Origin of the sequence: Pandoraea sp. NPDC090278 (assembly GCF_044772185.1) — a bacterium.
In the GTDB taxonomy this organism is placed as follows: Bacteria; Pseudomonadota; Gammaproteobacteria; order Burkholderiales; family Burkholderiaceae; genus Pandoraea.
On the sequence record NZ_JBIVYJ010000002.1, the window covers coordinates 700,954 to 720,107 of the forward strand.

Below are 19,154 nucleotides of genomic sequence, written 5' to 3' on the forward strand. Positions count from 1 at the left end.
GCGGGGTCCCGTGCTATGCTTGAATTCACTTTTTACCCGACGCTCCACGAAGATGTCCGAACGTTTGACCCGAGTATATCGCGCCGCCGCACTCGTCCTGACGGCTGCCGCGCTGGTGGCCTGCAGCACGACCCAGGCGACAGGGCGTCCCAAGGCGCAGTCGGCGGCAAGCCGCTCGGCGCCGTCGGCCGATGCGCTGTCGCAGCGCTCGCCGGACGACATCTTCGTCCAACTGCGCGAAGCGGCCCGCAGCAACGACGCACCGCGTGCCGCCGCGCTCGCGGCCATGCTCACCGACTACGACGTGCCGTCGTACGTCCAGTATTTCCAGATCAAGCCGCGCATGTTCGACCGTTCGGGCAAGGCGCTGCTCGATGCACCCGACGACGATATCCGCGCCTTCTTGCGCACGTATGACGGTCAGGCCATTGCCGATCGCATGCGTAACGACTGGCTGCTCGTGTTGGGCAAGCGCCACGACTGGCGCACGTTCGACGCCGAATATCCGAAATTCGCCCTCGACGACGACACCCAGGTCAAGTGCTACGCGCTGATGTCGCGTGCCTCGCGCGGGGAGAACGTCACGCAGGCCGCTATCGATCTGCTGACCACGCCGAAGAACTACGGCGAGGGCTGCATCGACATGATCAATACCCTGGCCGCGAGCGGTCAGTTGCCGCGTCAGGAAGTCTGGCATCAGATTCGTCTGGCGTACGAGGAGAACTACACCTCGCTGGGTAAGCAGATTGCCGATGCGCTGGGCGCGACCCGTCCGGACGACTCGCTGCTCGACATGGCCGCGACGCGTCCGGCGCAGATTCTGGCGCGTGGCGTGGATGGTTCGGAGGCGTCGCGTCAGTTGGCGCTGCTCGCCACCGTGCGCATGGCCCGTTCGGACGCCATGCTCGCCGCGAGCAGCTTCAGCAGTATCGCGGGCAGCCTGTCGCAGGACGAACGCGCTATCGGCTGGGGCGCGATCGGCATGCGTGGCGCGCTCTCGCAAAACCCGATGGCGATCAACTGGTACCGTCAGGCGGGCAACGCCAAGCTCTCGAACACGGCGCAGGAATGGAAGATTCGCGCGGCGTTGCGCGCGGGTGACTGGAATCTCGTGCGCACGGGCATCGAAGCGATGCCCGCCGCGTTGCGCGACGACGGTGTCTGGACCTACTGGTACGGTCGCGCGCTGCGCGAAGCCGGACAGGGCGACGCTGCGCGTGCACAGTTCCAGAAGATTGCGTCGCAACCGAACTTCTACGGTCAGTTGGCGAACGAGGAGTTGGGTAACAAGACGATGCTGCCGCCGCGCACCGTCGTCACCCGTGCCGAGATCGACGCTAACCGCTCGAACGCCGGTTTTCTGCGTGCTGCCAAGTTCTACGACATGGGGCTGCGCTTCGAAGGCAACCGCGAGTGGAACTGGGAGTTGCGCAACATGACCGACCGTCAGCTCATTGCTGCGGCTCAGTACGCCAACGGTATCGAACTGTTCGACCGCGCAGTGAACACGGCGGATCGCACGAAGGTGGAGCACGACTTCTCGCTGCGTTATCTGATGCCGTTCCGCGACAAGGTCGATCGCTTCTCCAAGATCGTCGATCTCGACGAAGCGTGGGCGTACGGCCTGATCCGTCAGGAATCGCGTTTCATCATCAATGCCAAGTCGTCCGCCGGGGCCGGTGGTCTGATGCAGGTGATGCCCGCCACGGCGAAGATGGTCGCCAAGCAAATCGGCATCGACTACAGCCCGGGCATGATGCACGACATCGATACCAATATCCGTCTGGGTACGAGCTACCTGTCGGATATCTACAATAAGTTCGACGGCTCGGCCGTGCTCGCGTCAGCCGGTTACAACGCCGGTCCGGGACGGCCGCGCACGTGGCGCTCCACGCTTGACCGCCCGGTCGAAGGCGCGATCTTCGCTGAGACGATTCCGTTCAACGAGACGCGTCAGTATGTCGAGAACGTGTTGTCGAATACGACGTATTACTCGGCCATCATCACGGGCCGTCCGCAATCGCTCAAGGAGCGACTCGGCGTCATCCTGCCCCAGTGACGGCCAATGGCTGTCCTCGGGGTGTGGCCGGGGCCGCGAACCCACAGTCATAACGCGGAGGTGACGCATGCGCTATAACGTTTGTGTCGTCGGTGGCACCGGCTTTATCGGTAGCCATCTGGTGGCCCGGCTGGTCACACTGGGACACGCGGTGCGTCTGCCGACGCGGCGTGTCGAAGCCGCCAAGGCGCTCGGTGTGCTGCCCGGTGTGGAGCTCGTCGAGTGCGACGTCCACGACCCGCGCGCACTTGAGCGCGTGATTGCGGGCAGCGACGCTGTCATCAATCTCGTCGGTATTCTGCATAGCGACCGCGGCACGCCCTACGGCCGCGCGTTTGCACGGGCGCACGTGGAACTGCCGCGCAAGATCGCGCAGGCCTGCAAGGACCGGGGCGTGACCCGGTTGATCCACATGAGCGCGCTCGGCGCGGATTCGAACGGCCCGAGCATGTACCAGCGCTCGAAGGGCGACGGCGAGGCGGTCATTCGCGAGTCGGGCATTGCGGCGACGATCTTCCGTCCGTCGGTGGTCTTCGGCCCCGGCGACAATTTCCTGAATACGTTTGCGAAGCTGCAACGGCGCCTGCCGGTCGTGCCGTTGGCCAGTGCGAACGCGCGGTTCCAGCCGATCTATGTGACGGACGTTGCGCAAGCGTTTGCGCGGGCGCTGGAATGCGACGCCACCATCGGCAAGACGTACGAACTCGGTGGGCCGGAGGTGTACACGCTCGAAGCGCTGGTGCGTTTTGCGGGCGCGGCCTGCGGGTGCGAGCGTCCTATCCTACCGCTGCCGGACAGCACCGCACGCCTTCAGGCTGCGATCTTCGAGAAGCTGCCGGGCGAGCCGATCATCACGCGCGACAATCTCGATTCGATGACGGTCGACAACGTGCTGACCGGCCCGCTAGCCCCGGAACTCGATCTGACGCCGAACGGCCTGGAAATCGCCGTCGACTATCTCAACGGCGGCAACTGGGAAAAGCGGATGGCGGACTATCGTCGCTTCGCCGGACGCTAGGTTCACCGCAACATCGCTTCATCGGCTTCACGGTTACGCCATCACAAGCCAACGCGCGGCGCTCAGGCGCTGCGCGGGCAAAGAAGGTCCTCATGCAACTCATCATCGCCAACAAAAAATACTCCTCGTGGTCGATGCGTCCCTGGGTGCTGCTCAAGCACTTTGGCATCGCATTCGAAGAGAAGAACGTGTGGCTCGCGCAGCCCGATTCGCGCGAGCAGATCCTGCGCTATTCGCCCACGGGCAAGGTGCCTTGTCTGATCGATAACGGCATCACCGTCTGGGACTCGCTCGCTATCTGCGAATACCTGGCCGACGCCTATCCGCATCTGCCACTGTGGCCGAAGTCGCTGGGCACCCGCGCCCATGCCCGTAGCATCTGCGCCGAGATGCACAGCGGTTTTACCGCGTTGCGCACCAATATGTGGATGAACGTTGCGGCCCACTGGCCCGGTGCCGGTGCGACGCCCGAGGCGCTCGCCGACGTCCGTCGCGTCGAAGCGATCTGGGAAGACTGCCTCGCGCGCTACGAGGGTCCGTTCCTCTTTGGTGACTTCTCGATTGCCGACGCGTTCTATGCCCCCATCGTGATGCGCTTCACGACGTTCGAGCCGCCGTTGTCGGCGCACGCACAGGCGTATGCCCAGCGCATTCGCGAAGTGCCTGCCGTGCAGGCGTGGGTGGCGGCCGGGCGCGCTGAGACGCAGAGCGTCGCTTTCTACGACGTGCGCCCATGAAGATTTACGCCGTCGGTGGTGCGATTCGCGACGCCATGCTGGGGCTGCCTGTGAAAGACCGCGACTATGTCGTGGTCGGTGCGACGCCGGAAGAGATGGTGCGACAGGGCTTCCGTCCGGTGGGGCGCGACTTCCCGGTGTTTCTGCATCCCAAGACACAAGCCGAGTACGCACTGGCGCGCACCGAGCGCAAAACGGCGCGCGGCTATCACGGCTTCTCGTTCTACTTTGCGCCGGAAGTCACGCTGGAAGAGGACTTGATCCGGCGCGACTTCACCATCAACGCTATGGCGCGCGAAGTGCTGCCGGACGACAGTCTGTCCGACGTGCTGGTCGACCCGTACGGTGGCAAGCGGGATCTGGACGCCCGTCTGTTTCGTCACGTTGGCGAGGCGTTTGCGGAGGATCCCGTGCGCATTCTGCGCTGCGCACGCTTCGCCGCACGCTTCACCGACTTCACCGTCGCCGACGAGACGATGGCACTGATGCAGACGATGACGGCCAACGGCGAAGTCGACGCATTGGTGGCCGAGCGCGTCTGGCAGGAAATCTCGCGCGGGTTGATGGAGCATCGCCCGTCGCGCATGTTCGAAGTGCTGCGTGAGTCAGGGGCGCTCGCGCGCATTCTGCCGGAGGTCGCCCAGTTGTGGGGCGTGCCGCAACGTGCCGACTTTCATCCGGAGGTGGACACCGGTGTGCACGTGATGATGGTGCTCGACTACGCCGCGCAGCAGGGCTATTCGCTACCGGTGCGTTTCGCTGCGCTCACACACGATCTCGGCAAGGGCACCACGCCGGAAGATGTCCTGCCGCGCCACATCGGACATGAAGGGCGCAGCGTCGGTTTGCTCGGCCCGTTGTGCGCGCGGTTGCGCGTGCCGGTCGAGTGCCGTGAGCTGGCGCAGGTCGTGGCGCGCGAGCACGGCAACATTCATGCGAGTCAGAAGTTTGGCGCGGGCGCGCTGGTGCGTTTGCTGGAACGATGCGACGCGCTGCGCAAACCGGAACGGTTCGTCGAAGTGCTGGAAGCATGCGAGGCGGATGCACGCGGACGTGGCGGGGACTTCGCAACGGCACCGTATCCGCAACGCGAGCGCTTGCTGGCGGCGCTGGACGCGGCGCGCAGCATCGATGCAGGGGCGGTGGCGGGTGGGTACGCATACAACCCGGGCAAGATTCGCGAAGCAGTTCAGGCCGCGCGCATCGATGCCGTTGCAGCGGCAGGGTTAGGCGGCGACGGCAGCTAAGCCATTCGTCGATCCGAATGACAGAGGGGCATGCGAGATTTCCGAATCTCGCATGCCCCTCGTCGTTTGTGTCGCCCTCGTCTGGCTTACTCGAACGCCTTGTCGTTCGGGTTCGCGTACAACTGCTTGAGTTGCTCGCTCATCGGGAAATTGAAGTTGATGTTCTTCGGCGGCACCGGCGTCTCGAACCACTTCTTGTACATGGCGTTGATCTCGCCGCTCTTCATCACGCCAGCCAGCGTGTCGTCCACCAGCTTTTTGAACTCGGTATCGCCGTGCTTCATCATGAAGCCGTACGCTTCGAACGACTGCGGCTTACCCGTCACGATCCAGTCGTCGGGATTGCGGCCCATCGTGCGCGCACCGGCGAGCAACACGTCATCCATCATGAATGCCTGAACGCGTCCACCCTGAAGCATGGTGAACGACTCGCCATAGTCCTTGCCGGAAATGACGTTCATGCCCATCTTCTTCTCGTTGTTCATCTTGTTGAGGATGCGCTCCGAGGTCGTACCGGCATTGGTCACCACGGGCTTACCTGCCAGATCCGGGAAGTCCTTGATGCCGGAATTCTTGTTCGTCAGCAGGCGCGTGCCCGCGACGAAGAAGGTGTCCGAGAAGTTGACCTGCGACTGACGCGCAACAAGGTTCGTCGTCACGCCGCACTCGATGTCGACCGTGCCGTTCTGTACGAGCGCGATGCGGTTCTGCGACGTGACGGGGATGAAGCGGACTTGCAGATCGGGCTTCTTCAGGCGCGTTTTGACGGCGTCGACGATCTTGTTGCACAGGTCTTGCGAGTAACCGATGACGTTGTGACCGTTGTCGTAGTACGAGAACGGAATCGACGATTCGCGATGGCCGATGGAAATCACGCCGCTGCTTTCGATCTTTTGCAGCGTTTCCGAGGCGCCCTGCGCCAGTGCCGCACCGGCCGCCAACGTCATCGCTACGGCCAGCACTCCGCGCATCACCCCGGTCAATCGCGTCTTGATCATGTCCTGCTCCTGAAATGGTCTTCCCGTGATTCATCATTGAATCATTTGTTTCATGTTAATTTTTTTGCAACAAATGATCAAATCATAGTTAACCCGGAAAAACGACAGGGGTATGCCTCACGACGTGAGACGTGACGGTGCTGCGAACCGATGTGGGGACTTACGGAGAATGACGGGCGGTGGGGCGGGAGCGAGCGAGGCGCCGTTGAGGAACGGCGTTGCAACGGGTGTTGCGGCGTCTGTTACAGCAAACGAATCAGCAGGTTGAAGACGAGCGATAGCAGCACGGTCGAGGCGAACGGGAAGACCATTTCCTTCCCGCGCCAGCGCAGACGCACGTCACCGGGTAGACGGCCAATGCCGAGTTTGGTCAGCCAGGGAGCGGCTGCCGAGAGGACGCAGATCGCGAAGAAGATGGTGAACATCCAGCGAAACATCGGGGCGACCTCTCGGTTGGGCGTGATCAGAGCGCGTGACTGCGGTCGCCGTTGACGAAGCCGACCAGACCGGCCCATTCGTCCATTGCGCGTCCGAAGGCGATGACCTTGAAGAGCTCGCCCATCTCGGCTTCGGAGAGCAGTTTCTGCGCGGCGGCGGCTGCAGGCAGGAACGTCTTTGTATCGGTCGGGTCGAGCGCGCTCATCAGATCGACGATGCCCGCATTCATCAGGAAACGCGCCTGCGACGTGAAGCCCAGCAGATCAAGACCGGCTTCTACACCGGCGTCGGCGATGCCCGAAAACTCCACGTGCGCGGTGATGTCCTGCAAGCCGGGGTAATAGAAGGGGTCGTCGTGCGCATGGTGACGGTAGTGGCACATGAGCGTGCCGCCCGCGCGCTGCGGGTGGTAGTACTCGCGTGCGGGGAAGCCGTAGTCGATCAGCAGCAGCACGCCGCTCGCCAGCAAGGGGGAGACGCTGCGCACGAAGGCCGAGGCAGCTTCGTGCGTTTCCGTCAGATATTCCTGCGTCGGGGGCAGATCGGCCAATGCGTGGAGCGCTTGCGGCAGCGGGCCGGTGTAAAGGCGCTCTTCCCACGCGAAGCCTTCCGGCGTAAGCACGACGCCGCGCTCGAACCAGACCGGCTGACCGTCGGCATCCGGACGGCGCGCCCACAGGCGCACGGGCATGGCGTCGAGGACTTCGTTGCCGATCATCGTGCCGTGGAAGGCGTCGGGCAACTGATCGAGCCACGTCACGCGATCCAGCAGATGCGGTGCGGCTTTCTCGATGGTGTCGCGCTGACGGGCGCGAAGCTCGCCCGAGAGTTCCATGATCGAGTACCGCTCGCACGGTGTGCCTTCGGTTTCGAGGGCGAGCAACAGATCGGCGGCGAGGCGTCCGGACCCGGCACCGAACTCCAGTACCTGCGCGTCGCCCGTCTGCTCGAAGACTTCGCCGATCTGGCGCGCGAGCGTGCGCGCAAAGAACGGCGTGAGTTCCGGTGCGGTGACGAAGTCGCTGCCGTCGGCGGCGAGACGTCCGAACTTGGCGGCACCGGCGGCGTAATAGCCGAGGCCGGGTGCGTACAGCGCCAGCTCCATGAAGCGGTCGAACGGCAACCAGCCGCCGTCCGCGTCGATGGCGTCGGCGAGATATGCCGTGAGGCGGCGCGAGTGTTCGAGCGCGTCCGTCTCCGGAACGGGTAAACTATGGGGTTTCGGTGCGGCCTGATTCATGCGGGCATTGTAACGGAGACGGTGCAGACTGGCTGCTATGGTTGAGATAGTGCGTCTGCGGGCGAATTCGACGTGTTTTGCGCCGATTTTTGCTGGTTTTCGATTGTTTTTGCGTGTTTTTCACCAGTTTGCGCAACGCTCGGCCTCCGTCAGGAGCCCTGCCGAAGGTTCGCAGGCTGTCGTGTCCCGCTGCCGCTGAAGCCTCGGGCCGCCCGAAGTTCGTTCATCCGCCCGCTCTGATACAGGAATTCGCCGCATGACCGTTGCATCGACGCCACGCCCCGTCTCCGACGCAAACGACGCCGCTCGCACGTCCGACGTGCCGCACGCGTCGCATGCATCGCGCGTTGCGTTGGTGACCGGCGGCGCGCGTCGCATCGGACGCGCCATCGCGCTGAAGCTCGCGAGCCTGGGCTGGGACGTCGCGGTCCACTACGAGCGTTCGCACGACGAGGCACTTGAAACAGTGGCTGCCATCGAGGCGATGGGTCGCCGCGCGGTCGCGTTGCAGGCGTCGCTGGCCGACGAAGCCGCTACCGTGGCCCTGATCGGGCGGTGCCGTGAGGCGCTGGGCGTGCCGACGTGTCTGGTGAACAATGCGTCGCGCTTCGAGTACGATTGCGCCGACGATTTCGGGTATCAGGCGCTGGAGCGCCACATGCGCGTCAATGCAGGCGCGCCGCTGGTGCTGGCGCGCGAGATGCACGCGGCGCTGGGTGAGGCCGGGCGTGGCGTCGTCGTCAATCTGCTCGACCAGAAGCTGGCGAATCCGAATCCCGATTACCTGTCGTACACGCTGTCGAAGGCGGCGCTCGACGTGGCGACGACTTTGCTGGCACAAGCATTTGCACCGCGCCTGCGGGTGGTTGGTGTAGCCCCGGGTGTCACGCTCCTGTCCGTCGATCAGACACCAGCGGGCTTTGCCGCCGCCCATGCGTCGACGCCGCTGGGCGCGTCGTCCACGCCGGAAGACATCGCCGACGCCGTCGCCTATCTGGCGCAGGCGCCCGCCGTCACCGGCACGGTGTTGTATGTGGACGGTGGCCAACATCTCGCGAGTTCATCGCGCGACGTGAAATTTCTGACCGAGCCGGCCGATGCCGACCGGTCTCGTTGATTGTCATTACGAGTCTTCAAAATGCATAGCGCTCTTTCCCACCCCCGCCTGATGGACTGCCGTCGCATGTTCCTGCGCGACTACGAGGTGTTCATCAACATCGGCGTGCACGATCACGAGAAGCGTGGCGAGCAGCGCGTGCTGATCAACGTGCAACTGTTTGTCCCGCTCGCCGAGAGCACGCCCACGGAAGACAAGCTCGACGAAGTCGTGGATTACGACTTCATGCGCGAGACCATCGCCAAGCGTGTGGGGCAGGGCCACATTCATTTGCAGGAAACCCTTTGCGACGATGTCGCGCGTGCGCTGCTGGCGCATCCGCGCGTGCGTGCCGTGGGGGTGTCGACCGAGAAGCCCGACGTTTATCCCGATTGCCACTCGGTCGGCATCGAAGTGTTTCAGATGAAGGATGCCTGACATGAGTGCCGTCATGCCCGAGACCGGCGCGCCACTGGCCGCGACCGGCAATGCCGCCGCCGACAGCGTGAAGAAAGCGCAGAAGCTCGCGTTCGAGAACAACAAGCTCGAAAAGCGCCTGTGCCGTCTGACGGGGCAGGCCATTGGCGACTACAACATGATCGAGCAGGGCGATCGCGTGATGGTGTGCATGTCCGGCGGTAAGGACAGCTACGCCATGCTCGACATCCTGCTCAAGCTTCGCGAGCGCGCCCCGATCGACTTCTCCATCGTCGCCGTCAACCTCGATCAGAAGCAGCCCGGCTTCCCCGAACACGTGCTGCCGGATTACTTCCGTTCCATCGGCGTGGACTTCCACATCGAGAATCAGGACACGTATTCCATCGTCAAGCGTGTGGTGCCCGAAGGCAAGACCACCTGCTCGCTGTGCTCGCGTCTGCGTCGCGGCATTCTGTATCGCGTGGCTGGCGAACTCGGTGCGACGAAAATCGCGCTGGGCCACCATCGCGATGACATCATCGAGACGCTGTTCCTGAACATCTTCTACGGTGGCAAGCTCAAGGGCATGCCGCCGAAGCTGCAATCGGACGACGGCAAGAACGTGGTGATCCGACCGCTCGCGTACGTGCGCGAGCCGGATCTCGAACGTTACGCCGAGTACAAGCAGTTCCCGATCATTCCGTGCACGTTGTGCGGCAGCCAGCCGAACCTGAAGCGCGCCGAGATGAAGTCGCTCATCCGCCTGTGGGAAAAGCAGCACCCGGGGCGTATCAAGTCGATTTTCAGCGCGTTGTCGAACGTGGTGCCGTCGCATCTGATGGACACGAACCTTCACGACTTCCGGAATTTGCGTGCGACGGGGCAACCCGATCCGCTCGGCGATATTGCGTTCGACGAAGCGCCCTGCGGCGATGACGGTGATGCGGGCGTCATCCGTATTAATCAATTTACGCAATTCGACGACTGATCGACATCGACGGCTGACGCACGACCGGCGCGCGCTTTGCTAACCCTTTGCGAACCCGATCGTGCGCCAGACGGCGTCCTCAGTGATCCTCGCGCTGTCATCGGCCGGGGACGCGAGATCCCGACACACTGACACAAGCCTCTCACTTTCGAATCGTCACGACGCTATGAATATTGTGATTCTCGCCGCCGGCATGGGTAAGCGCATGCGCTCGAAGTTGCCCAAGGTGTTGCAGCCGCTGGCTGGCCGCCCGTTGCTCTCGCACGTGATTGCGACCGCGCGTCAACTTGCGCCGGGCAAGCTCATCGTAGTGATCGGGCACGGTGGCGACGCCGTGCGCGAAGCCGTGTCCGGTGAGGACATCCTGTTCGCAGAGCAGGCGCAGCAGTTGGGGACAGGGCACGCTGTGCAGCAAGCGGCGTCGCAGCTCGACGAATCCGTGCCGACCCTCGTGCTCTATGGCGACGTGCCGCTCACGCGCGTCGAAACGTTGCAAGGGCTGCTCGATGCGGCGGGCAACGACAAGCTGGGCGTGCTCACCGTCGATCTCGACAACCCGACGGGCTATGGTCGCATCGTGCGCGACGCGGCGGGCAACGTGCAGCGTATCGTCGAACAGAAAGATGCCAACGAGGCCGAGCTGGCGATTCGCGAGATCAATACCGGTATCGTCGTCGCCCCGACGCGCGCGCTCAAGGGATGGCTCGGCGGCTTGAAGAACCAGAACGCGCAGGGCGAGTACTACCTGACCGACGTGATCGCCTGCGCGGTGGCGGACGGCGTGTCCGTCGTCACCACGCAACCGGCGTTTGCGTGGGAGCCGAATGGCGTGAACGACAAGGCGCAACTGGCCGAACTGGAGCGCGACTATCAGCGCAATGCAGCGGGCGCGTTGCTCGCGGCTGGCGTTACGCTGATCGATCCGGCGCGCTTCGATGTTCGTGGGGAGATCGTCTGCGGTACCGACGTTTCCATCGATGTGAACTGCATCTTCGAAGGCAAAGTCACGATCGGCGACAGCGCGACCATCGGGGCGAACTGCATCATTCGCAACACCACAATCGGTGCGGGCACGCGTGTCGAGGCATTCAGCCATCTGGACGGCGCAGTGGTCGGATCGGATGCCGTCATCGGACCGTATGCGCGTCTGCGTCCGGGGGCCGATCTTGCGGACGACGTGCACATCGGCAACTTCGTGGAAGTGAAGAACGCATCGATGGCCAAGGGTTCGAAGGCGAACCACCTTGCGTACGTCGGCGATTCGACCGTGGGCGCACGTGTGAATATCGGTGCGGGCACGATCACGTGCAACTACGACGGCGCGAACAAGCACCGGACGATTATCGAGGACGATGTCTTCATCGGTTCGGACACGCAGCTCGTAGCACCCGTCACGGTCCGACGCGGTACGACAATTGCTGCGGGCACGACCGTCTGGAAAGACACGCCGGAAGACGCACTGGTACTCAACGGCAAGACGCAGGAAGCGAAGACGGGTTATGTCCGCCCGCGCAAGCAGAAGCAGTAAAATCGGCGGTTATGTGCTGGCGCGCGCGCCATTGGCGCTCGCTGGTGAGTGAACACGGATCTCATCCGATAGAACGAGTCAGAGTTTCTGGCACTGAGGAAGGCAAATATGTGCGGCATTGTCGGCGCGGTGGCGCGGCGGAATATAGTACCGGTGTTGGTCGAAGGTTTGCGTCGTCTTGAATATCGTGGCTACGACTCCTGTGGCGTGGCAGTGCTTAAGGACGGCGTGCCGCAACGCGCACGCAGCGTGTCGCGCGTGGCTGACCTCGACGAGCAGCTTGCCCAAACGCAATTGAAGGGTGAAACGGGCATCGCTCACACGCGCTGGGCAACGCATGGCGCGCCTGTCACGAACAACGCGCACCCGATCTTCTCGCGCGACGAAGTGGCGCTGGTTCATAACGGCATCATCGAGAACCACGAAAGCCTGCGTGACGAATTGCGCGGTTTGGGCTACGAGTTCGTGTCGCAAACGGACACCGAAGTCATCGCCCATCTGATTCATCACATTCTCTCTAACGGCGCTGCTGGCGATCTGTATCAGGCGGTTCGTCTGGCGACGCGTCGTCTGCATGGCGCCTATGCCATTGCGGTGTTCCGCAAGCAGGAGCCGCATCGCGTTATCGGTGCACGTGCGGGTTCGCCGCTCGTGGTCGGTGTGGGCGAGGGCGAAAACTTCCTCGCGTCGGACGCGCTTGCGCTGGCTGGCACGACCGATCAGTTCATCTACCTGGAAGAGGGCGACGTCGTCGAACTCACGCTGGACGGCGTGAAGATCGTGGATCGTAACGATGCGGCTGTCGAGCGCGAAGTGCGCACCGTTCAGGCGTACACCGGCGCGGTGGAGCTGGGACCGTATCGTCACTACATGCAGAAGGAAATCTTCGAGCAGCCGCGCGCGATCGGCGACACGATGGAAGGCGTCGAAGGGATTTCGCCGACGCTTTTCGGCGAGAAGGCCGAAGCGATGCTCAGCAACGTCGACTCGATTCTGATTCTGGCGTGCGGCACGAGCTACTACTCGGGCATGACGGCGAAGTACTGGCTGGAGTCGCTGGCGCAGATTCCGACGCAGGTTGAAGTGGCGAGCGAGTACCGCTACCGCGACAGCGTGCCGAATCCGAAGACGCTGGTCGTGACGATCTCGCAATCGGGCGAGACGGCTGACACGATGGCGGCGCTGCAACACGCGCAATCGCTGGGCATGACGAACACGCTGGCGATCTGCAATGTGGGGACAAGCGCGATGGTGCGTCAGACCGCGTTGCATTACCTTACGCGCGCGGGCACGGAAATCGGCGTGGCATCGACGAAAGCGTTCACGACGCAGCTCACGGCGCTATTCCTGTTGACGCTGACGATTGCGAAGTTGCGTGGTCGTCTGAGCGCCGCGCAAGAGGCAGACTATCTGACGCAACTGCGTCACCTGCCGTCGGCGCTGCACAGCGTGCTGGCGCTCGAGCCGCAGATCATTGCATGGGCCGAAGAGTTTGCCCGTCGCGAAAATGCGCTGTTCCTGGGGCGCGGCCTGCACTACCCGATTGCCCTGGAAGGCGCACTCAAGCTCAAGGAAATCTCGTACATCCACGCCGAGGCGTATCCGGCTGGTGAGCTGAAGCACGGTCCGCTGGCGCTGGTGACGGATCAGATGCCTGTCGTGACGGTGGCGCCGCGCGACGCGCTGGTGGAGAAGCTGAAGTCGAACATGCAGGAAGTGCGTGCCCGTGGCGGTCAGTTGTATGTGTTTGCCGATTCGGACACGGAGATCGCTAATGCTGAAGGCCTCCACGTGATCCGTATGCCGGAGCACTACGGCCAGCTGTCGCCGATTCTGCACGTGGTGCCGCTGCAACTGCTCGCGTATCACACCGCCTGCGCTCGCGGCACCGACGTCGACAAGCCGCGTAACCTGGCCAAGTCGGTCACGGTGGAGTGATGTAACGAAGGGGCCGGTGTTCACCGGCCTCGTCGGTAAGCTCGGAAAGAGGCACCTACGGGTGCCTCTTTTGCTTTGTACGTTCAGCGATGTCGACGCGCGTCGTTCCCGGATATCGGTGGCTTAAGTTGCGGCCGACCAGACGGCGAGCTCGTAACCATCGGGATCGAGGAAGTGGAAGCGGCGACCGCCGGGGAACGAGAACACGGGACGGCTGATCGTTGCACCGGCCGCCTCGACACGCTGTTGGGCGCCATCGAGGTCGTCCGCGTAGAGGATCACCAGCGGGCCACCGGGGCGAATGGCGTCTCCCGTTGTGAGGCCGCCTGTGAGGCGACCGTCGCTGAATTCGGTGTAGGTCGGGCCATAGTCGGTGAAGGTCCAACCGAAAACGCTGCCGTAAAACGCTTTGCTACGCGCGATATCGGAGACGTTGAATTCGATGTTGTCGATCTGACGATCGCGACCTTGGTGACTCATGTCGGTTCTCCTGCGGAAGACGGCTCGTCGTGAAGCGCGTAGCGGAAGTCGTAAGCGTGCTTCCCGTCGGTGATCTCAATGACGAGGCTACCGGTCAGGCCCGTCAGTGCATCGGTTCCGGAATCGGGCACGACAGTAATGGACTGCGTGGGCACACCGCGCGTCATCGTCGAGCTGTGTTGCAAGACAAACGTGCCATTGCGCCCATGAAGCGTGCCGCGCACGGTTTCCATGGCGACGTAACCGGCAGAGCCGGGCGTGCCGCTGCGAAACGCCAGCATCTCTCCTTTGCCGATCGCACTCAGATCCCCGTGATACGTCTTGTCCAACGACAGACGTCCGAGTCCGGTGTCCTGCGCGACGGCGCTCAACGCCTCCGGCCCGAGCTGAACATCGAAAGGCCCTTTGGCGGTTTGATTCACTTTTGTACTCCTCCAGTCGAATTCGGACACTGTATTTTTATACAGTGTCGAGTGTACTCAAACTTGCGCAAGATGCAAGCCGCATTTGCGCCGATGAAGCATCGAAGCCGCTGCAGTCGGATAGCGAGTACTGATGAATTCTTGGGTTAGGCCGCGTCCGATTTTTCGGTGCGTCTGCTCGCACCGACGAATGCGTTTCTAAAATGTCCGACTTCGAAGTTTCCTGATCATGTGCAAATGCTGTTGGTGGAGCCATTGCCTGAGGACCTGGCAAATGGGCTGCCGCGGCCATTCGGCACCGTTAGCTTTCGAGGCGTGCCTTGGGATCTGAGTCATTTGTCGCCGTTCGCTTTCCGAGTGCAATTCGCGGAGCGCTGCGATGTTTCGGTGTTGGTGCTTTTTTCCTGCCACTGCTTCACCAAGAGCTTTCGATGGGACGCTCGGCCGATCGCTTCGATTCCGGCTCAGGAGATCTACGCAGACGGACGAGAGCATCGGGTGTTGTGCCCGGAGCGCTACACGCTTTCCCGAAAATTCCTACGCGAAATCGTGTTGAGTCTGGGGGCTCGACGTATCACGCTTGCTGACGACAGGCGACCAAACTTCGTCACGCACGAACATGTCGACGCACAGGGCCACAAGACGCTCTACGCCGTATTTTTCGAGGTTGAGAGGGACCGGCGGCGCAAGCGGTTGATCTTGCGGGTACAGTCGGCGTACGTGCTGGAGGGTGGATTGACGCGACGGCAGCGGGAGGCCAAAAGGATCGCGTTGAGCACGTTGTTACGCAACATCCACAAAGGTTTGCCGATTCGGGCGTAAGTGCATGGGACGTTACAAAAACCAACGGCCACCGAAAGGTGGCCGTCGCATGCGGGATTCTCTATCTGTCATGTTGCAGAACTCCCACTCCCGGTGGGACCCGGTTGCCCGGGCGGCGCTACGTTTTTCGCACCCGCTGGTACGTAGTTTTCAGGCGGGATACTAATACAGCGACACTTGCCTGGTCAAGTTGAGGCAGACGTCGCCATGTTCCCGAACCTCCTCGTCACCCCAACAAAAAAAGGGAGCCCCTTTCGGGACTCCCTTAAATACTGGAGCACTCAAATCAACGGCTAAACATCTCGCGAAGCGTTTAGCTTAGAACTTGTGGCGCAGGCCCGAGATCACAGCCGTTTGCGTCTTCGTGCTCGACGCACCGCCAGCACCGTTGATCGATGCGGCCGAGGCGTCGCCAGCTGCCTTCTGATAGATACCGACCAGGTACACGTCGGTACGCTTCGAGAGCAGGTAGTCCACTGCGGCGTTGACCTGGTGGTACTTCGGGCTCAGGTTGGCGAGCGTGGCGCTACGCGTGCTGGCGTCCGTGTACGTGTACGACAGGCCCAGCAGCAGCGACGGCGTCAGGTTGTACGTGCCGTTCAGTTCGTAGTTCGACACGCGTGCGCCCGTGCCGCCAATGTACTTCAGCTGCGTGTTGCTGTAGATGAAGCCAACGTTAGCCGGACCGAACTTGTAGCTGCCGCCCGTGGCGAACACGCGCTGCTTGTCCACACCGACCGTTGCCGTGCCGACCTTGGCCGAGTAGAAGTCGCCGCTGTAGTCGCCAGCCACTGCACCGCCGGTGTTCGCGCCGTTCGGCGTGCCGACTTCCAGGTAACCGATACCGAACTTGACCGGGCCGTTGGCGTAGCTCGCGCCCAGGCTCCATGCGCGGTTGTTCGAGAAGCCCGTGCCGTTGCCGCTGTTGGCCTGGTTCGAGAAGCCATACAGGCCGCCGAACGAGAAACCAGCGTAGTTGGCGCTCGTGTACTTGATCGAGTTGTTGATGCGGAACGAGTTGTACAGGTTGTCAACGTCGCCGACGTGAGCGCCGAGCTTCGTTGCAAACTGCTTGGCCGACGTCAGGCCGCTCACGAAGTCCACCACGGAGTCGTACTGACGACCGATGGTCACGCTACCGAACGTCTTGTTCGAAAGACCGACGAATGCCTGACGGCCGAATTCACGGCTGCCCTGACCCAATGCGCCGTTCGTGATGTTGAAGCCGTTCTCCAGGGTGAAGATGGCCGACGTGCCGCCACCCAGATCTTCCGAACCCTTCAGGCCCCAACGGTTACCCGATTGCAGGCCGTCGGCCGTCGTGAAGTTCTTGCTGCCGCCGACGTTGCTCACGTAGGCCAGACCACCATCGAGAACGCCATACAGCGAAACATTGCTTTGCGCATGTGCAGCACCTGCTGCAGCGGCTGCGATCACGCCAGCCAGTGCGGCGGCCAGTTGCGTCTTTTTCATCGGTCGAATCCTCTATCGAAAACTTATTAATCAATTCGAACCCTTCGCCTGTGGACGGGCGCCCCGTGGGTTCGGGCCGAACTATATCGAACGAAGCCGGAATTCCATAGGTGTATTAACGAAAAGACGCACATGATGTCTGCTCGATGCAACGCATCGCAGTACATCCCGGCGAATGCCCTCAAATTCATTTTCATGACACATGAATGCCGTAAAAAGGAATCCGCGAGAGGTCCAACGTGCAGACCGCTTGCACTGAAACTCACCGCAGCGTTGCCCGCCTTTCACGCTCGGCCACCAGCACCGCGTAGCGCTTGCGAACCTTGTCGGCGTAGCGCTGGCGCAGCGTGGCGCGTGTCTCACCGCCGCCAGCGTTATACGCGCCCACGGCTTCCCATCCATACCCGTACTGACGCACGAAGCCTGCGAGAATCCACGCGCCCGTGACGATCGACGCACAGGCGTCTTCACGTAATCGGCGCTCGGTCAGACCGTAGCGGGAGAGTGTCGGCAGGTGGGCGCTGTTGATCTGCATCAGCCCGATATCGCGCGTGCCGTTGCGGTTGACGTTGCTGGCGTTCACGTCGAGATTCGATTCGACTTGTGCGATGGCGTACAGCAGCAGCGGATCGAGACGATAGCGATCGGCGGCGACGTCCCAGCAGTCGGCTCGCGCGGGTGTCGACATGAGCGCGACGACGACAGTTGCTGCGGCGCAGGAACGAAGACGACGGGGGATCGGAGGGGATAACAAATAGAGACTCCTGACGGTGCCATGACCGCGCGGGTGGACGAGATTATCGATATGCGCTTGCCGCCTGGGCTTTCAGAACACGCTCATCCTTGTGGCAGCCGTGGCGTGGCATTCTCGTCGTGACGATATGAGTCTGAATGCACGACATATCGTCATAATCGTGGTATTTATCGACGAATTAACGCTACATTTCATCCGAAGCTCTCCCTAGAATTGAGGCATACCGCGTCGCGCGGCAGACCGTGACGACGCGTCGACCGACGTTCCTGAATTGGGGGGAAACATGAAAAAGATCGCCTTGCTGGGTGCGGGACACATCGGCCAGACCATCGCGCGTTTGTTGCACGACAGCGGTGATTACCGGGTGACGGTGTTCGACCGGAACGCGCAGTCTTACGAAGCGGTGCGCGACTATGCGCACGCATTCGTCGAACTCACCGGCAATGACACTGGCTCGCTGCAACGCGCTGTCACCGGCTTCGATGCTGTCGTCAACGCCCTGCCGTACACGATGGCCACGAGCGCGGCAACCGCCGCTGTAGCAGCGGGCTGTCACTACTTCGATCTGACCGAAGATGTGGCGGCCACGCACGCGATTGCGCAACTGGCCGAAGGCGCATCGACAGCGCTGATGCCCCAATGCGGACTCGCACCGGGCTTCATCGCGATTGCGGCCCATCATCTCGCGGCGGCGTTCGACCGCGTCGACTCGGTGAAGATGCGCGTGGGAGCGCTGCCTGCCTTTCCGACCAATTCGCTGAAGTACAACCTGACGTGGAGCGTCGACGGGCTGATCAACGAGTACTGTCAGCCGTGCGAGGCGATTCGTGATGGCACGCGCCTGAGTGTGCAGCCGCTGGAAGACCTCGAACACTTCTCGCTTGACGGCGTGGAATACGAGGCCTTCAACACCTCGGGCGGTCTCGGCACGTTATGCGAAACGCTGGCGGGGCGCGTGCGCGATCTCGACTACAAGTCGGTGCGCTATCCGGGACATGGTGCGTTGATGAAGGTGTTGTTGAACGAACTGCGTCTGAAGGACGATCAGGAAACGATCAAGACGATTCTCAAGCGCGCCATTCCGAGCACTTTGCAGGACGTGGTGCTCATTTTTGTCGTGGTGAACGGGCTTCGTCGCGGCGTGCTCACGCAGGAAGTATTCGCGCGCAAGATATTCGCGGAACGCAACAACGGTCACAGTGCGAGCGCCATCCAGATCACGACGGCGTCGGCCATTTGCGCCGCCGTCGACATGTTCTTCGCGAAGCAACTCCCGCAGCGCGGTTTCGTGCGTCAGGAACAGATCGCTTTGCCGGATTTTCTGGCAAATCGTTTCGGTCAGGTCTACGCGCACTCGACGCACATCGAATCGCTATCCTGACGTCGCCGGTATTGCCGATGTCGCCAAGCGGAAAAAACACGACGGCCCGGCAAGCGGTGCGCCCCGCCATCGGCGGGCCGTCGTTGAGGAAACGCATTGGCTGACGCGAATGCGAAGA

At 62.3% G+C, this 19,154-nt stretch carries 18 protein-coding genes; 11 read left to right on the forward strand and 7 right to left on the reverse strand.

The window, feature by feature from the left end; genetic code table 11:
• Nucleotides 1-52 precede the first annotated feature (52 nt).
• The 4 genes from ACIQWO_RS11495 (at nt 53) to ACIQWO_RS11510 (ending at nt 5,061) form a co-directional block, all read left to right on the forward strand.
• On the forward strand, nt 53-2,059 hold the full coding sequence (locus ACIQWO_RS11495) for a transglycosylase SLT domain-containing protein (RefSeq protein WP_402823420.1): 2,007 nt from the start codon (nt 53-55) through the stop codon (nt 2,057-2,059).
• A gap of 67 nt (nt 2,060-2,126) precedes the next feature.
• Entirely contained in the window at nt 2,127-3,077 is a 951-nt protein-coding gene (locus ACIQWO_RS11500) for a complex I NDUFA9 subunit family protein (RefSeq protein WP_402823423.1), read from the forward strand.
• A 92-nt stretch (nt 3,078-3,169) separates the two neighbouring features.
• Nucleotides 3,170-3,814, forward strand: a complete 645-nt coding sequence (locus ACIQWO_RS11505; RefSeq protein ID WP_402823426.1) for a glutathione S-transferase family protein — start codon at nt 3,170-3,172, stop codon at nt 3,812-3,814.
• Nucleotides 3,811-5,061 carry a multifunctional CCA addition/repair protein gene (locus ACIQWO_RS11510; RefSeq protein ID WP_402823429.1) on the forward strand — a complete coding sequence of 417 codons (1,251 nt, stop codon included), beginning with the start codon at nt 3,811-3,813 and terminating at the stop codon, nt 5,059-5,061. The genes ACIQWO_RS11505 and ACIQWO_RS11510 overlap by 4 nt, the downstream gene beginning before the upstream one ends.
• An 86-nt stretch (nt 5,062-5,147) precedes the next feature.
• Here the strand turns inward: ACIQWO_RS11510 and ACIQWO_RS11515 are convergent, their stop codons facing one another.
• The 3 genes from ACIQWO_RS11515 to ACIQWO_RS11525 form a co-directional block, all read right to left on the reverse strand.
• Nucleotides 5,148-6,059, reverse strand: a complete 912-nt coding sequence (locus ACIQWO_RS11515) for a glutamate/aspartate ABC transporter substrate-binding protein (RefSeq protein WP_402823432.1) — start codon at nt 6,057-6,059, stop codon at nt 5,148-5,150.
• Between the two features lie 242 nt (nt 6,060-6,301).
• Nucleotides 6,302-6,496 carry a DUF2905 domain-containing protein gene (locus ACIQWO_RS11520; RefSeq protein ID WP_044453465.1) on the reverse strand — a complete coding sequence of 65 codons (195 nt, stop codon included), beginning with the start codon at nt 6,494-6,496 and terminating at the stop codon, nt 6,302-6,304.
• Nucleotides 6,497-6,522: 26 nt separating this feature from the next.
• The gene (locus tag ACIQWO_RS11525) at nt 6,523-7,737 is read right to left on the reverse strand and encodes a class I SAM-dependent methyltransferase (RefSeq protein WP_402823437.1); all 1,215 of its coding nucleotides are present in this window, start codon (nt 7,735-7,737) and stop codon (nt 6,523-6,525) included.
• A gap of 256 nt (nt 7,738-7,993) precedes the next feature.
• On the opposite strand from ACIQWO_RS11525, the gene ACIQWO_RS11530 reads away from it, so the two are divergent.
• The 5 genes from ACIQWO_RS11530 to glmS all read left to right on the forward strand — a co-directional run bounded on the left by ACIQWO_RS11530 (nt 7,994) and on the right by glmS (nt 13,704).
• On the forward strand, nt 7,994-8,854 hold the full coding sequence (locus ACIQWO_RS11530) for an SDR family oxidoreductase (protein ID WP_402823440.1): 861 nt from the start codon (nt 7,994-7,996) through the stop codon (nt 8,852-8,854).
• A gap of 21 nt (nt 8,855-8,875) precedes the next feature.
• A complete protein-coding gene (locus tag ACIQWO_RS11535; protein ID WP_039394985.1) occupies nt 8,876-9,271 on the forward strand; it encodes a dihydroneopterin aldolase in 396 nt (131 codons plus the stop codon).
• 13 nt (nt 9,272-9,284) lie between these two features.
• Entirely contained in the window at nt 9,285-10,238 is a 954-nt protein-coding gene (gene ttcA / locus ACIQWO_RS11540) for a tRNA 2-thiocytidine(32) synthetase TtcA (protein WP_402823941.1), read from the forward strand.
• Between the two features lie 166 nt (nt 10,239-10,404).
• Nucleotides 10,405-11,766 carry a bifunctional UDP-N-acetylglucosamine diphosphorylase/glucosamine-1-phosphate N-acetyltransferase GlmU gene (gene glmU / locus ACIQWO_RS11545; protein WP_402823444.1) on the forward strand — a complete coding sequence of 454 codons (1,362 nt, stop codon included), beginning with the start codon at nt 10,405-10,407 and terminating at the stop codon, nt 11,764-11,766.
• A gap of 108 nt (nt 11,767-11,874) precedes the next feature.
• Complete coding sequence (glmS, locus tag ACIQWO_RS11550) at nt 11,875-13,704, forward strand: glutamine--fructose-6-phosphate transaminase (isomerizing) (protein ID WP_402823447.1); 1,830 nt, start codon at nt 11,875-11,877, stop codon at nt 13,702-13,704.
• 123 nt (nt 13,705-13,827) lie between these two features.
• Here glmS and ACIQWO_RS11555 read toward each other — a convergent pair whose 3' ends face one another.
• Together ACIQWO_RS11555 and ACIQWO_RS11560 are read right to left on the reverse strand one after the other, a co-directional pair.
• Entirely contained in the window at nt 13,828-14,184 is a 357-nt protein-coding gene (locus tag ACIQWO_RS11555; RefSeq protein WP_402823450.1) for a VOC family protein, read from the reverse strand.
• Nucleotides 14,181-14,606: a DUF3224 domain-containing protein gene (locus ACIQWO_RS11560; protein WP_402823453.1), complete on the reverse strand. Its 426-nt coding sequence runs from the start codon at nt 14,604-14,606 to the stop codon at nt 14,181-14,183. Before ACIQWO_RS11560 ends, ACIQWO_RS11555 begins: the two co-directional genes overlap by 4 nt.
• Before the next feature lie 168 nt (nt 14,607-14,774).
• Between ACIQWO_RS11560 and ACIQWO_RS11565 the strand changes: the two genes are divergently transcribed.
• Complete coding sequence (locus ACIQWO_RS11565; protein WP_402823456.1) at nt 14,775-15,428, forward strand: hypothetical protein; 654 nt, start codon at nt 14,775-14,777, stop codon at nt 15,426-15,428.
• A gap of 318 nt (nt 15,429-15,746) precedes the next feature.
• Here the strand turns inward: ACIQWO_RS11565 and ACIQWO_RS11570 are convergent, their stop codons facing one another.
• Entirely contained in the window at nt 15,747-16,901 is a 1,155-nt protein-coding gene (locus ACIQWO_RS11570) for a porin (RefSeq protein WP_402823459.1), read from the reverse strand.
• 262 nt (nt 16,902-17,163) lie between these two features.
• Nucleotides 17,164-17,589 (reverse strand): transglycosylase SLT domain-containing protein, encoded by a 426-nt coding sequence (locus ACIQWO_RS11575; protein WP_402823462.1) that lies wholly within the window; start codon nt 17,587-17,589, stop codon nt 17,164-17,166.
• Nucleotides 17,590-17,938: 349 nt separating this feature from the next.
• Here ACIQWO_RS11575 and ACIQWO_RS11580 point away from each other — a divergent pair, with 349 nt between their 5' ends.
• The gene (locus ACIQWO_RS11580; RefSeq protein ID WP_402823465.1) at nt 17,939-19,036 is read left to right on the forward strand and encodes a saccharopine dehydrogenase C-terminal domain-containing protein; all 1,098 of its coding nucleotides are present in this window, start codon (nt 17,939-17,941) and stop codon (nt 19,034-19,036) included.
• Nucleotides 19,037-19,154 lie beyond the last annotated feature (118 nt).